Consider the following 14,443-nt stretch of genomic DNA (forward strand, 5'->3'; position numbering starts at 1 on the left):
ACCGCGCCGTCGTTCTCCGCCGGGTGGGTGTGCGGTGCCCCGGCCGGGTCGGCCCCGCCCGTGCGGGCGGGGCCGGCCCCGCCGTCACCGGCCGAGGACGGCGAGGGCGCGGCGCAGTTCGTCGAGTTGGTCGCCGAGGCCGCGGCGCAGGGCGGGGGTGAGGTCGTCGCGGCGCAGGGTCTCCTCGCCGAGGCGCAGGGTCTCGGGGTCGGTGAGGGTGTGGGGGAACGCCGCGCGGCCCGCGAGGGCGCCGAGCGTGTGGCCGCGCCGGGCGGCGAGGTCGACGGCGGCGGGGAAGTAGCGGGCGGCCCAGGGGGTGAGGAGTTCGCGCTGCTCGTGTTGCCAGAAGCCTTCCGCGGTGGCCCTGAACAGGTAGTTCGACAGGGTGTCCGCGGTGCCGAACATCGCTTCCCAGGCGGCTTCCTTGGCGGCGGGGTCGGGGAGCGCGGCGCGGCAGCGGGCGGCTCCTTCCGCGCCGGCCGCGGTGGTGTCGCGGGCGGCTTCCGCGTCGATCTCGTCCTCGGTGGTGGCGCCGAGGGCGGCGAGTCGCCGCAGCAGGCGCCAGCGCAGTTCGGGGTCGAGCGCGGGGCCGCCCGGCAGGGTGCCGGCCTGCCGCCAGGCGCGCAGGGGGGCGGGTTCCGTGGCGGTGTCGATGGCGGTGCGGGCGGCGACGAGGCGGCGGGCGGGGTCGGTGTCGCCGGCGGCGAGGAGTTCGTGCGCGAGGTCGGAGAGGGTGGCGAGGGCGGCGGGCCGCCGGTGGTGGGGCAGGTAGCGTCCGGCGAGGGGGCCGGTCGCGAAGGCGAGGGCGGCTTCGAGGATCGCGGTGACGGGTTCGGCGGGCAGGTGCCCGCGCGCGGTGTCGAGGTAGTCCTCGGGCGGCAGGTCGCCGTCGCGGACCATGTCGCGTGCGGCGGTCCACAGGACGGTGCGGGTGAGGGGGTCGGGGAGGGCGGACAGGGTGCGGCGCGCGGTGTTCCAGGAGTGCGGGTCGAGGCGGATCTTGGCGTAGGTGAGGTCGCCGTCGTTGAGGACGACGAGGTCGGGCCTCGGGCCCGGGTAGGTGTGGTCCGTGGTGCCCGCCGCGGCGGGCAGGTCGAGGTCGTGCCGGTCGAGGGGGGTTCCTTCTGCGGTGTAGGTGCCCAGGCGCAGCCGGTGGGGTCGTGCGCCGGCGTGTGCGAGGCGCAGGTGCCAGGCGTCCTCCGTGGTGGTGATGCCGGCGGTGAGGGTGTCGGGTCCTGTGGTGCGCAGCCAGGCGTCGGCCCAGTCGGTGACGGGGCGGCCGGAGGCGCGGGTCATGGCGTCGACGAGGTCGGCGAGGGTGGCGTTGCCGAAGCGGTGGCGGGCGAAGTGGTCGTTGAGGCCGGTGAGGAACGCGTCGTCGCCGAGCCAGGTGACGAGTTGCCGCAGGGCGGAGGCGCCTTTGGCGTAGGAGATGCCGTCGAAGTTGAGGAGGGCGGCGGCGGTGTCGGGCACGGCGTCGGGTTCCGGGGCGACGGGGTGGGTGGAGGCGCGCTGGTCGGCGTCGTAGCCGAACTGCTTCCTGCCGGTGGAGAACTCGGGCCACGGGCGGTGGTCGGTGGCGTCGTTCGTGACCCGGTAGCCCAGGTAGTCGGCGAAGGACTCGTTGAGCCAGATGTCGTCCCACCAGCGGAGGGTGACGAGGTCGCCGAACCACATGTGGGCCATTTCGTGGGCGATGGTGACGGCGCGGTCGGCGCGCTGGCTGTCGGTGGCGGCGGCGCGGTGGATGTGGTTCTCGCTGATGGTGACGAGGCCGGGGTTCTCCATGGCGCCGGCGTTGAACTCGGGGACGAATGCCTGGTCGTAGGAGTCGAACGGGTAGGGCTCGTCGAAGAGTTCGTGGTAGTGGTCGAAGCAGCGGCGGGTGATGTCGAGGAGTTCGTCCGCGTCCTTGTCGAGGTGTTCCGCGAGGGAGCGCCGCACGTGCAGGCCGAAGGTCAGTCCCGCGTGTTCGGTGCGCACGGAGTGGTAGGGGCCGGCGGCGACGGCCACCAGGTAGGTGCTGATGGGCGGGGTGGTGGCGCAGCGGTGGCGTCCGGGCTGGCCTGTGACGGGGGTGGCGATGCCGTTGCCGAGGACGGTCCAGTCCTCGGGGGCGGTGACGGCGAGATCGAAGACGGCTTTGAGGTCGGGCTGGTCGAAGGCGGCGAAGACGAGGGGTGCGTCGGCGAGGAAGCACATGCTGTAGAGGTAGGTGAGGCCGTCCGCCGGGTCGGTGAAGCGGTGCAGTCCCTCGCCGGTGCGGGAGTAGGGCATGTCGGCGGTGACGGTGAGTTCGTGGGCGCCTGCGGTGAGGGCGGGGAGGGGCAGCCGGCCGTCGGTGAGGGTGTGGGGGTCGAGGTCGAGTCCGTCGAGGGTGGCGCGGTGGAGTGTGGTGGGCCGCAGTTCGGCGAACGTGTCGCCGGGCCGGCGCGCGGTGAAGCGGATGGTGGTGGTCGAGGCGAACGTGCGGTCGCCTCGGGTGAGGTCGAGGTCGATCTCGTAGCGGTGGACGTCGAGGAGTTCCGCTCGGGCTTCCGCTTCTGTGCGTGTCAGTGGGGCCATGGGGGCCATCGTGCCGCAGGGCGTTCCCGGGGCGCACTCGGGTTGCGCGGGCGGCCCCGGGGGTCGGGGCGGTTCGGGACAGGGTGTCCTGTCCTGGTCAGAGGCGGTCTTGCGCGGTCCCGCCTTTGCCCTGCGCTTCGTTGGCGAGTGTTTCGTGGTGGCGGATGACCTCGGCGATGATGAAGTTCAGCAGCTTCTCGGCGAAGGCCGGATCGAGTTTGGCGTTTTCCGCGAGCTCCCGGAGGCGGGTGATCTGGCGGGCCTCGCGGGCCGGGTCGGCGGCGGGGAGGCTGTGCCTGGCCTTGAGCCGGCCGACGCGCTGGGTGGCCTTGAAGCGCTCGGCGAGGATGTGCACGATCGCCGCGTCGATGTTGTCGATGCTGTCCCGGAGCGTTGCCAGTTCGTCGCGCACGTCCTGGGTCAGTTCCCCGGGCGCCGGGGCGTTGTTTCCGGCACTGCTGCTGTCCATGGGGGCCACCCTATGCTGCCCGAGGTGATCGCTACTGTGCGGTGCCCTGTGATCGTTTGCCCCGATCCGATCGCCCTGGGGCGCTTCCGCCGATCCTGGCCGTCGTCGCGGTGAACCGCGTTTCTCGCATCCGGTGATCGTCCTCGTGGGTCCCCGGGGTGGACGGACGCGGAGGCAGGCGCTCGGCGAACGGCAGGACGGCCGCCGTCAGACTGGTGCACGCCGAGTTGGCGGCCGACGCGGAGTTCCGCCGCCGCTTCCGGCACGAGGTGGCCGCCGCGCGGCGGTCAGCGGCCGGTGGACCGCGCCGGTCCTCGACAGCGACACGGACTCGGCGGTGCTGTGGGTCGCGGTCGGCTAGGTGCCGGGGCCCTCGTTGGCCCATACGGCACCTGCGGTCAGGTCCTGGGCCGGTGGAACGCGCCGGGCCTGGCCGTTGGGTCCGCGACCGTCAACGCCGGGGCGCGGCCCGCGCGTTCCTCGGAGTCAGCGGATCGCCCCGGCCGCGAGCCCGCCGGCGAGCCTGCGCTGCACCAGGACGAAGAAGACCAGCACCGGCAGCGTGATGAGGGTGGAGCCGGCCATGACCGCGCCCCAGTCGGTGCCGTACTGGCCGAAGAAGCGGTGCAGGCCGACGGCCGCGGTGTACCTGGCGTCGTCCTGCATGAAGACGAACGCGAACACGAACTCGTTCCAGGCGGTGATGAACGCGAAGATGCTGGTGGCCACGAGCCCTGGCGCCACCAGCGGCAGCAGGACCGACCGGAACATGCGCCACCAGCCGCAGCCGTCGAGGTAGGCGGCCTCCTCGACCTCCTGCGGCACGGCGGCGACGAACCCGCGCAGCGTCCAGACCGCGAAGGGCAGCGAGAACGCCAGGTAGACGACGGTGAGGCCGATGAGGCTGTTGAGCAGCCGCAGGTCGCGCATCTGGAGGAACAGCGGGATGACGAGCGCTTCGAGCGGCACCATCTGCACCATCAGGATCATCACCAGCACCTTCGTCCGCAGCCGGAACCGGAAGCGGGCCACGGCGACGGCGGCGAAGAGGGCGAGCGCCCCGGAGAGCAGGACCGTGCCGAGCCCGACCAGCGCGGAGTTGGCCAGGTAGCGGGAGAAGTCCCCCTCGTCCAGCACGTGTCCGAAGTGGTCGAAAGTGATCCCGGAGGGCAGCACGTCGGAGCCGCGCCGGCCGGCCGCGGGGTCGAACGCCGAGGACACCATCCAGTAGACGGGGAACAGCGTGAAGGCCAGGAGCGCCGCCACGGCCGCCCCCAGGCCCAGTCGCCCGGCGCGGGAGGTGCGGCGCGTCATGGTTCGTCCCCTTCCCGGGCGAGCGTGCGGACGTACACGACGGTGACGGCGAGCAGCAGCAGCGTCAGCAGCACGGCGATGGCCGAGCCGGTGCCGTACTCGTTGCGGCTGAAGGACTGGATGTAGGACCAGACGCCGAGGTTGAGCACGTCCTCGTTCGCGCCGGCGCCCCCCGGCATCAGGTAGATCTGCGCGAAGACCTTGACGTCCCAGATGATGGACAGGAGCGTGACCACGGTGAACGCCGGCCTGATGGCCGGGACGGTGATCAGCCGAAAGCGCTGCCAGGGCCCGGCGCCGTCGCACAGCGCCGCCTCGGGCAGTTCCCTGGGGATGGTGAGCAGCGCGGCGTAGAGCGTGACGGCGACGAACGGGAAGCCGTGGTGGACGACGTTGAGGGTGGCGATGGCGTAGAACGACCAGCGTTCGGTGAACCAGTTGGTCTCGCGGGGCTCGATCAGGCCCAGCCCGTCGAGGCCGCCGCTGACGACGCCGTCCAGCGGGTCGAAGATCCAGATCCACACGTAGGTGCCGGTCACGGCCGGCATGGCCCAGGCGCTCATGATGGCGGTGGAGCAGATGACGCGCCAGGTGCGGCCGAGGCGGGTGAGGAGCAGGGCGACGAGGGTGCCGAGGACGAGGGTGAGCGCCACGCAGGCGAACGCGAACAGCACCGTGTTGGGCAGCACCCGCGTCCACAGGAACGAGTCCCCGAGCAGGTCGCGGTAGTTGTCGAGTCCGGTCCAGTTGTTCTCGCCGGTGTTGATCTGGCGCAGCCCGTAGTCCTGGAACGACACGAGCAGGACACGCACCAGCGGCCAGAACAGCAGCACCGCGAGCACGAGCAGGGCCGGCGCGAGCAGTAACCAGGGCCGCAGCGCGCGCCCCCACGCGCTACGACGCGCGGCGCCCGAAGCGCGTGGTGGGCGCGCGGGCCGGGCCCGGGCGCCGGGGTCAGCCGTCAAAGGTCTCGTCCATGGCCGCGGCGGCCTCCTCCGCGGCCCGCCGGGGCGTCGCGTCGCCGGAGAGGATCGACTGGAGCATGCCCTGGACGATCTGTTCGCCCTGGACGGCGCCGTACCGTTCGGTCACGGGAAGGGAGGCGCCGGCTTCGAGGAGCTGCCGGGCGAACGGGGCGACGAGCGGTTCGCCGCGCCGCACGACCTCTTCGAGCGGGGACTGCCGGCCGGGGAAGTACCCGGACTGCTCCGCCCAGGCGGCGGCGTGTTCCCCGGTGCTCATCATGGTGATGAGTTCCCAGGCGAGTTCGGGCTCGTCGCTGCCGAACTCGCCGAGCAGCGAACCGCCGACGAACGAGGGGCTGAGGCCGCCGTCGCGGCCTGGCACGGGGACGACGCCGAGGCGTTCGGCCCACGCGGCGTCCTCGGCGATCAGGGTGTTCACCGTCCAGTTGCCGTTGATGACCATGGCGGCGTCGCCGTCGCGGAAGCTCTGGAGCTGGTCGGTCTCCAGCCAGGTCTCGGCGGCGGCGACCGAGAGGCCGTCCTCGGTGGCGAGCGAGGTGTAGAACTCGATGCCCTCGACGGCCTCCGGCTCGTCGAGTGTCGAGCGCCACCGGCCGTCGCCGGTCCGCTCGGCGATCTCCCCGCCCGCGCCCCACACGAAGGGGTACAGGCCGTACTCGCTGCCGCCGCTGACGGGGAACGGGATCATGTCCGGTTCGAGCTCGCCCAGCCGCAGGGCGACGTCGCGGAGTTCGTCCCACGTGGTGGGCGGCGACAGGCCGTGTTCCGCGAAGATGTCGGCCCGGTACATGAGGGAGCGGATGCCGGCGTACCAGGGCATGCCGTAGGTGGCGCCGTCGATCCTGGCGGCCTCGTACAGGCCGGGGACCAGGTCGTCGCCGAGTCCGCTCTCCTCGATGTTCGCCGAGAGGTCGGTCAGGGCGCCCGCGGCGCCGAACTCGGCGGCCCAGGTGGTGCCGATCTCGGCGACGTCGGGGAGTTCACCGCCCGCCATGGCGGTGGTGAACCGGTCGTGGGCGTCGGCCCACTGGATGAACTGCACGTCGAGCGTGGCGCCGGTCCGCCGCGCGAACGCGGCGGCGAGGTCTGCCGCCCAGGGTTCGGCGTCGGGGTTGGTGCCCTCCATGAGCCAGACGTCGAGCGTGGGGCCCTCACCGCCCGCCGCGCCGCCGGAGTCCCCGCAGCCGGTGGCCAGGCCGAGGGTGAGCGCCGCGAGGCCGGCGGCCAGGCGCCGCCGGGCGGGGCGGGAGGTGCGTTCCCCGGTGGACTGCCGCATGGCCGCTCCCCTCCGCGCGGGCCGGTGGTCACCGGCCGGACGCGCGTCGATTGTGGCAGTGCGGCAGCGGAGGCCACCAGAGCGTCACATCACGGAACGGCACCGTTTGTGGGCTGGACCACTGGCGGGTCGCGGCCCGGGAGCGGAACGGCGGCGGGGGCGCGGCGGGGCGGGATGGGGGCGGACATGGCGCGGCGCCCGCTCTCGGTCGGGGAGAGGCGGGCGCCGTGCCGGTGTCCGCACGCCGTTGTGCGGAACGCTGCGGGGTGGTGCGCTCAGACCGCCAGCGCGCGGTCGGTGGGCCGCACCGGGTAGGGCAGGGCCGACTCGCCGGTCAGGTAGCGGTCGACGCCGCGGGCCGCGGCGCGGCCCTCGGCGATCGCCCACACGATCAGGGACTGGCCGCGGCCGGCGTCGCCGGCGACGAACACGCCGTCCACGTTGGTGGCGTAGTCGGCGTCGCGCACGATGTTGCCGCGGGCGTCGAGTTCGAGGCCGAACTGGCCGACCAGGCCGTTCTCGCGGTCGGTGCCGGTGAAGCCCATGGCGAGGGTCACCAGCTGCGCGGGGATGCGCTGCTCGGTGCCGGGCTTCGGGGTGAGCTTGCCGTCGACGAACTCGACCTCGATGAGGTGCAGCCACGCGACGTTGCCGTCCTCGTCCCCCTCGAAGTGGGTCGTGGAGACGGAGTAGACCCGCTCGCCGCCCTCCTCGTGCGCGGAGGTCACCTTGTAGGTCATGGGGAACGTCGGCCACGGCTGGTGCGCGGGCCGGTCGTCGCCCGGGCGCGGCATGATCTCCAGCTGGGTGACGGACGCGGCGCCCTGCCGGTGGGCGGTGCCGACGCAGTCCGCGCCGGTGTCGCCGCCGCCGATGACGACGACGTGCTTGCCCTCGGCGGAGATCGGCGCGGTGGTGAGGTCGCCCTCGCGCACCTTGTTGGCCAGCGGCAGGTACTCCATCGCCTGGTGCACGCCGTTCAGGTCGCGGCCGGGCACGGGCAGGTCGCGCGCGGTGGTGGCGCCGGCGGCGATGACGACGGCGTCGTAGCGGTTGCGCAGCTTGTCGGCCTCGATGTCGCGGCCGATCTCGATCTCGGTGCGGAACTTGGTGCCCTCGGCGCGCATCTGCTCGATGCGGCGGTTGAGGTGGCGCTTCTCCATCTTGAACTCGGGGATGCCGTAGCGCAGGAGCCCGCCGATCCGGTCGGCCCGCTCGTACACGGCGACGGTGTGCCCGGCGCGCGTCAGCTGCTGGGCGGCGGCGAGGCCCGCAGGACCCGAGCCGATGACGGCGACGGTCTTCCCCGAGAGGCGCTGCGGGGGCTGCGGCGTGACGAGGCCGGCCTCCCACGCCTTGTCGATGATGGTGACCTCGACGTTCTTGATGGTGACCGGCGGCTGGTTGATGCCGAGCACGCACGCCGACTCGCACGGCGCGGGGCACAGCCGGCCGGTGAACTCGGGGAAGTTGTTCGTCGCGTGCAGCCGCTCGCTCGCCGCGGCCCAGTCGCCGCGGTAGGCGTAGTCGTTCCACTCCGGGATCAGGTTGCCCAGCGGGCAGCCGTTGTGGCAGAACGGCACGCCGCAGTCCATGCAGCGCCCGGCCTGCTTGCTGATGATGGGCAGCAGCGAGCCCGGGACGTACACCTCGTCCCAGTCCTTGACCCGGGACGCGACAGGACGGGTGCGGGCGACCTCGCGCCCGGTGGTGAGAAAGCCCTTCGGGTCAGCCATGGGTCGCCGCCTCCATCATCTTCTCGTGGGTCTCGGACTCGCTGAGTCCGGCCCGCTCGGCGGCGTCCTTGGCGGCGAGCACGGCCTTGTAGGTGGTGGGCATGATCTTGCTGAAACGGGCCGCGCTCGCGTCCCAGTCCTTCAGCAGGCGGTCCGCGACCGTGGAGCCGGTCTCCTCGGCATGCCGCCGCACCACGTCGTGCAGCCATGCGCGGTCGGATTCCGTCAGCTCCTCCACGGCGACGAAGCCCGGGTTGACGTGCTCGGGGTCGAGGTCGATCACGTAGGCGACGCCGCCGGACATGCCGGCCGCGAAGTTCCGCCCGGTCTCGCCGAGCACCACGGCCCGGCCGCCGGTCATGTACTCGCAGCCGTGGTCGCCGACGCCCTCGGCGACGACGGTGGCGCCCGAGTTGCGGACGCAGAAGCGTTCGCCGACCCGGCCGCGCAGGAAGATGTCGCCGCCGGTCGCGCCGTAGCCGATGGTGTTGCCCGCGATGGTGGAGAACTCGGGCAGGTGGTCGGCGCCGCGGTCCGGGCGGACGATCAGCCGGCCGCCGGACAGGCCCTTGCCGACGTAGTCGTTGGCGTCGCCCTCAAGGCGCAGCGTGACGCCGCGCGGCACGAACGCACCGAAGGACTGGCCGGCCGACCCGGTGAAGGTGATGTCGATGGTGTCGTCGGGCAGCCCGGCGCCGCCGAACCGCTTGGTCACCTCGTGCCCGAGCATCGTGCCGACGGTGCGGTTGATGTTGCGGATGGCGACCTGGGCGCGGACCGGCTGCGCCTCCTCGGGCGTGGCGGCCGACAGCGCGTCGGCGGAGAGCCGGATCAGGTCGTTGTCCAGCGCCTTGGCCAGCCCGTGGTCCTGCTCGGTGGTGCGGTGCCTGGCGGCGCCCGCGGGCAGGTCGGGGACGTGCAGCAGGGGCGCGAGGTCGAGCCCCTGGGCCTTCCAGTGGTCGACGGCGCGGGAGACGTCGATCAGCTCGGCGCGGCCGACGGCCTCGTCCAGCGTGCGGAAGCCGAGCTCGGCGAGCAGTTCGCGGACCTCCTCGGCGATGAACTCGAAGAAGTTGACCACGAACTCCGGCTTGCCGGTGAACCGTTCGCGCAGCACCGGGTTCTGGGTGGCGATGCCGACGGGGCAGGTGTCCAGGTGGCACACCCGCATCAGGACGCAGCCGGAGACCACGAGCGGCGCGGTGGCGAAGCCGAACTCCTCGGCGCCGAGCAGCGCGGCGATCAGCACGTCGCGCCCGGTCTTCAGCTGCCCGTCGGTCTGCACGACGATGCGGTCGCGCAGGCCGTTGAGCAGCAGGGTCTGCTGCGTCTCGGCCAGGCCCAGCTCCCACGGACCGCCCGCGTGCTTGAGCGAGGTCAGCGGGGAGGCGCCGGTGCCGCCGTCGTGCCCCGAGATCAGCACCACGTCGGCGTGGGCCTTGGAGACGCCGGCCGCGACGGTGCCCACGCCGACCTCGGAGACCAGCTTCACGTGGATGCGGGCCGCGGGGTTGGCGTTCTTCAGGTCGTGGATCAGCTGCGCGAGGTCCTCGATGGAGTAGATGTCGTGGTGCGGCGGCGGGGAGATCAGCCCGACGCCCGGCGTGGAGTGCCGGGTCCTGGCCACCCACGGGTAGACCTTGTGGCCGGGCAGCTGGCCGCCCTCGCCCGGCTTGGCGCCCTGGGCCATCTTGATCTGGATGTCGTCGGCGTGCACCAGGTACTCGCTGGTGACGCCGAAGCGGCCGGAGGCGACCTGCTTGATGGCGCTGCGCCGTTCCGGGTCGGTCAGGCGGTCGGAGTCCTCGCCGCCCTCGCCGGTGTTGGACTTGGCGCCCAGCCGGTTCATGGCGATGGCCAGCGTCTCGTGGGCCTCGCGGGAGATGGAGCCGTAGCTCATCGCGCCGGTGGAGAAGCGCCGGACGATCTCGCTGACCGGTTCGACCTCGTCGAGCGGCACCGCGGGGCGCTCGCCCGTCTTGAGCCGGAACAGGCCGCGCAGCGTCATCAGCCGCTCCGACTGCTCGTTCACCCGGTCGGTGTACTGGCGGAAGACGTCGTAGCGGCGTTCGCGCGTGGAGTGCTGGAGGCGGAAGACGGTCTCCGGGTCGAACAGGTGCGGCTCGCCCTCGCGGCGCCACTGGTACTCGCCGCCGATGTCCAGCGCGCGGTGCGCGGGTGCCACGCCCGAGGCCGGGTAGGCGGCGGCGTGGCGGGCGGCGACCTCGCGGGCGATGACGTCGAGGCCGGCGCCGCCGATCTTGGTGGCGGTGCCGTGGAAGTAGGTGTCGACGAACGACGCGTCGAGCCCGACCGCCTCGAAGACCTGCGCGCCCCGGTAGGAGGCGACGGTGGAGATGCCCATCTTGGACATCACCTTCAGGACGCCCTTGCCGAGGGCCTTGATGAGGTTGCGGATGGCCTCGTCGGCGTCCATGCCGGGCAGGTAGGTGCCGCGGGCGACCAGGTCCTCGACGGACTCCATCGCCAGGTAGGGGTTGACCGCGGCGGCGCCGTAGCCGATGAGCAGCGCGACGTGGTGCACCTCGCGCACGTCCCCGGCCTCGACGAGCAGGCCGACGCGGGTGCGCTGCTTGGTGCGGATGAGGTGGTGGTGGACGGCCGAGGTGAGCAGCAGCGAGGGGATGGGGGCGTGCTCGGCGTCGGAGTGCCGGTCGGAGAGCACGATGAGGCGCGCCCCGTCGGCGATGGCCGCGTCCGCCTCGGCGCAGATCTCGGTGAGCCGGTCGGCCAGGGCGGTGCCGCCGCCCGAGACCCGGTACAGGCCGGAGAGGGTGGCGGCGGCGAAGCCGGGCAGGTCCCCGTCGGCGTTGATGTGGATGAGCTTGGCCAGCTCGTCGTTGTCGATCACCGGGAACGGCAGCGTCACGCTGCGGCACGAGGCCGAGGTGGGGTCGAGCAGGTTGCCCTGGGGGCCGAGGGAGGACAGCAGGGAGGTGACGAGTTCCTCGCGGATGGCGTCCAGCGGCGGGTTGGTGACCTGCGCGAACAGCTGGGTGAAGTAGTCGAAGATCAGCCGGGGCCGGTCGGAGAGCGCGGCGATGGGCGTGTCGGTGCCCATGGAGCCGATGGGCTCGGCGCCGGTCGCGGCCATCGGGGTGAGCAGGACGCGCAGCTCTTCCTCGGTGTAGCCGAACGTCTGCTGGCGGCGGGTGACCGAGGCGTGGGTGTGCACGATGTGCTCGCGCTCGGGCAGGTCGGCCAGCTCGATGAGGCCGGCTTCGAGCCACTCGGCGTAGGGGTGCTCGGCGGCCAGTTCCGCCTTGATCTCGTCGTCCTCGATGATGCGCTGCCGCGCGGTGTCGACGAGGAACATGCGGCCGGGCTGGAGGCGGCCCTTGCGGACGACGCGGGCCGGGTCGATGTCGAGGACGCCGACCTCGGAGGACAGCACGACGAGCCCGTCGTCGGTGACCCAGTAGCGGCCGGGGCGCAGCCCGTTGCGGTCGAGGACCGCGCCGACCTGGGTGCCGTCGGTGAAGGTGACGCAGGCGGGGCCGTCCCAGGGCTCCATGATCGTCGAGTGGAACTGGTAGAACGCGCGGCGGGCGGGGTCCATGGAGCCGTGGTTCTCCCACGCCTCGGGGACCATCATCAGCACGGCGTGCGGCAGGGACCGGCCGCCGAGGTGCAGCAGTTCCAGCACCTCGTCGAAGGTGGCCGAGTCGGAGGCGTCGGGCGTGCAGACCGGGAAGAGGCGCGACAGCTTCTCCGGCGGGCCGAACACGTCCCCGGCCAGCTGCGACTCGCGGGCCCGCATCCAGTTGCGGTTGCCCTGGACGGTGTTGATCTCGCCGTTGTGGGCGACGAAGCGGTAGGGGTGGGCCAGCGGCCAGCTGGGGAAGGTGTTGGTGGAGAACCGCGAGTGGACCAGCGCGATGGCGCTGGCCAGGCGCCGGTCGGACAGGTCGGGGAAGAACGGCTCCAGCTGCCCGGTGGTGAGCATGCCCTTGTAGACGAGGGTGCGGGAGGAGAGCGAGGGGAAGTAGAGGTCCGCCTCGTGCTCGGCGCGCTTGCGCAGGGCGTAGACCGCGCGGTCCAGGTCGAGGCCGTGCTTCTCGCCGGCCGCGTCGGTCACGAACAGCTGCCGGAACGCCGGCATCGTCGCGCGGGCGGCGGCGCCGAGCAGCTCTGGGGCGACGGGGACCTCGCGCCAGCCGAGGACGGCCAGGCCTTCCTCGCCCGCGATGGCGGCGACCCGGCCCATGGCGGCCGCGGCGGCGTCCGCGCCGGTGGGCAGGAAGGCCAGGCCCACGGCGTAGTGGCCGACGGGCGGCAGCTCGAAGGGGACGCTGTCGCGCAGGAAGGCGTCCGGGATCTGGATGAGGATGCCGGCACCGTCGCCGGTGTCCGGGTCCGAGCCGGTGGCACCCCGGTGTTCGAGGTTGCGCAGCACGGTGAGCGCCTGGTCGACCAGCTCATGGCTGGCCTCGCCGGTGAGCGTGGCGACGAACCCGACCCCGCAGGCGTCGTGCTCGGCGCGCGGGTCGTACATCCCCTGCTTGACCGGGTGGGACGCAGAACGCATCGGCTCTCCCGTCGTCGTCTTGGTGTGTGGCTGTTCCGAGGGACGACGTTGGCCCTGGCGTACGTTAAATTTTCGTGCAGGTTACACGATGCCCCGGTTCCCGGGAAGCGGATACCACTGTCCACGATACGGACTCTTGCCGCGGGCTGGTGCCGGAGTTGGCGCGGTATCGACCGCTTGCGCTCCGGGGGCCGGTGCGGGCGCCGACGCTCGCAGGGACGACAAGCACATGCCCGCCGACAAGCAACTGAAACCACAAGGAAACAAAACTCACCCTGGAGCACCCCTGCGCGACACTGCGCAGTCATAAGCGGTCCACACGGGTCGGGCGCGCGGGCGGCCGGTACCGGCTGCCCGGAGTGCGAACGCCCGGGGCCCTGCGCGCATTCCGCGGCCGGTCCCGCACGCGGAACGGCCCGGCGCGAACGCCGGGCCGTGGGGTGGAGGGGTCCGCCGGGGCTACTGCTTGGCCGCCTCGGCCCCTGTGCCGTCGCCGGACGCCCCGGCCGAGGCGTTCTTCCTCAGCTCCGGCTTGTCCGCCGGCTTGTCCTGCTTCGCTTCCCGCTTCCCGTCCTCGGCCCCCGCCGGCTTCTCGTCCCGCTCGGCCCCCGGCTCCTGCGCCGCGGACTTCTCCGCCGCCGCGCCGTCGGCGGCATCGTCGTCGTCCGGCGCGGCCGGCTCGACCTGCTCCTCGCGGCCCGGGGCGCGGCGCGCGGAGATCACGAAGTAGGCCACGGCGGCGAGGAACACGACGAGCGAGGTCCAGTTGTTCAGCCGGAGGCCGAGGAACTCGTGCGCCTCGTCGATGCGCAGGTACTCGATCCAGAACCGGCCCGCCGTGTAGCCGGCCACGTACAGCGCGAAGGCCCGCCCGTGCCCGAGCCGGAAGCGCCGGTCGGCCCAGATGACCAGGACGCCGACGCCCACGCACCACAGCGACTCGTACAGGAACGTCGGGTGGAACGTGCCGTTGTCCAGCCCGTTGTCGATCTCCACGGCCCACGGCACGTCCGTGGCCCGGCCGTACAGCTCCTGGTTGAACCAGTTGCCCCAGCGCCCGATGGCCTGCGCGAACGCGATGCCGGGGGCGATCGCGTCCGCCATGGGCGGCAGCGCGATCCCCCGGCGGCGGCAGGCGATCCACGCGCCGACCGCGCCGCCCGCGACGGCACCCCAGATGCCGATGCCGCCGTCCCAGATCCTGAAGGCGTCGACCCAGTCGCGGCCGTCGCCGAAGTAGAGCTGGTAGTCGGTGACCACGTGGTAGATCCGGGCACCGATCAGGCCGAACGGCACCGCCCACACGGCGATGTCGGCGACCGTGCCCGGCCTACCGCCGCGCTTGACCCAGCGGCGACCGCCGAGCCAGATGGCGACGAAGACACCGATGATGATGCACAGCGCGTAGTAGCGGAGCTCGCGCGGTCCGAGATCGATCCCGCTCTCGCTCGGGCTGGGAAAGGCGGCAAGGATGTCCATGGTGCCCCTGACGCTACCCTGCCCCCGCGCGCGGACGGAATCCGCCCGGCCCGTCGGGGCGTGTGTCAG

General features: G+C 72.6%; 8 protein-coding genes. All 8 read right to left on the bottom strand.

All coding sequences use genetic code 11. The features are described from left to right. Positions 1 to 84 precede the first annotated feature (84 nt). The 8 genes from pepN to lgt all read right to left on the bottom strand — a co-directional run bounded on the left by pepN (position 85) and on the right by lgt (position 14,374). Positions 85 to 2,565 carry an aminopeptidase N gene (gene pepN, locus LC193_RS04760; protein ID WP_226071852.1) on the bottom strand — a complete coding sequence of 827 codons (2,481 nt, stop codon included), beginning with the start codon at positions 2,563 to 2,565 and terminating at the stop codon, positions 85 to 87. Positions 2,566 to 2,662: 97 nt separating this feature from the next. Next, entirely contained in the window at positions 2,663 to 3,034 is a 372-nt protein-coding gene (locus LC193_RS04765) for a chorismate mutase (protein WP_226071854.1), read from the bottom strand. Positions 3,035 to 3,520: 486 nt separating this feature from the next. Next, complete coding sequence (locus LC193_RS04775; protein ID WP_226071856.1) at positions 3,521 to 4,348, bottom strand: carbohydrate ABC transporter permease; 828 nt, start codon at positions 4,346 to 4,348, stop codon at positions 3,521 to 3,523. Beyond that, positions 4,345 to 5,313 (bottom strand): carbohydrate ABC transporter permease, encoded by a 969-nt coding sequence (locus LC193_RS04780; protein WP_226071859.1) that lies wholly within the window; start codon positions 5,311 to 5,313, stop codon positions 4,345 to 4,347. Before LC193_RS04780 ends, LC193_RS04775 begins: the two co-directional genes overlap by 4 nt. Further along, complete coding sequence (locus LC193_RS04785) at positions 5,303 to 6,610, bottom strand: extracellular solute-binding protein (RefSeq protein WP_226071861.1); 1,308 nt, start codon at positions 6,608 to 6,610, stop codon at positions 5,303 to 5,305. The genes LC193_RS04780 and LC193_RS04785 overlap by 11 nt, the downstream gene beginning before the upstream one ends. 275 nt (positions 6,611 to 6,885) lie before the next feature. Continuing rightward, positions 6,886 to 8,346, bottom strand: a complete 1,461-nt coding sequence (locus LC193_RS04790; protein ID WP_226071863.1) for a glutamate synthase subunit beta — start codon at positions 8,344 to 8,346, stop codon at positions 6,886 to 6,888. Next, positions 8,339 to 12,895, bottom strand: coding sequence for a glutamate synthase large subunit (gltB, locus tag LC193_RS04795; RefSeq protein WP_226071865.1), 4,557 nt, complete (start codon positions 12,893 to 12,895; stop codon positions 8,339 to 8,341). Before gltB ends, LC193_RS04790 begins: the two co-directional genes overlap by 8 nt. 459 nt (positions 12,896 to 13,354) lie before the next feature. After that, positions 13,355 to 14,374, bottom strand: coding sequence for a prolipoprotein diacylglyceryl transferase (gene lgt, locus LC193_RS04800; protein ID WP_226071875.1), 1,020 nt, complete (start codon positions 14,372 to 14,374; stop codon positions 13,355 to 13,357). Between the last annotated feature and the right edge of the window lie 69 nt (positions 14,375 to 14,443).

The organism is Streptomyces marincola, assembly GCF_020410765.1.
In the GTDB taxonomy this organism is placed as follows: domain Bacteria; phylum Actinomycetota; class Actinomycetes; order Streptomycetales; family Streptomycetaceae; genus Streptomyces; species Streptomyces marincola.

Excerpts from the sequence above, each read along its gene's own strand:
- pepN (WP_226071852.1), bottom strand. The coding sequence starts at position 2,565 with ATGGCCCCACTGACACGCACAGAAGCGGAAGCCCGAGCGGAACTCCTC.
- LC193_RS04765 (WP_226071854.1), bottom strand. The coding sequence starts at position 3,034 with ATGGACAGCAGCAGTGCCGGAAACAACGCCCCGGCGCCCGGGGAACTG.
- LC193_RS04775 (WP_226071856.1), bottom strand. The coding sequence starts at position 4,348 with ATGACGCGCCGCACCTCCCGCGCCGGGCGACTGGGCCTGGGGGCGGCC.
- LC193_RS04785 (WP_226071861.1), bottom strand. The coding sequence starts at position 6,610 with ATGCGGCAGTCCACCGGGGAACGCACCTCCCGCCCCGCCCGGCGGCGC.
- LC193_RS04790 (WP_226071863.1), bottom strand. The coding sequence starts at position 8,346 with ATGGCTGACCCGAAGGGCTTTCTCACCACCGGGCGCGAGGTCGCCCGC.
- gltB (WP_226071865.1), bottom strand. The coding sequence starts at position 12,895 with ATGCGTTCTGCGTCCCACCCGGTCAAGCAGGGGATGTACGACCCGCGC.
- lgt (WP_226071875.1), bottom strand. The coding sequence starts at position 14,374 with ATGGACATCCTTGCCGCCTTTCCCAGCCCGAGCGAGAGCGGGATCGAT.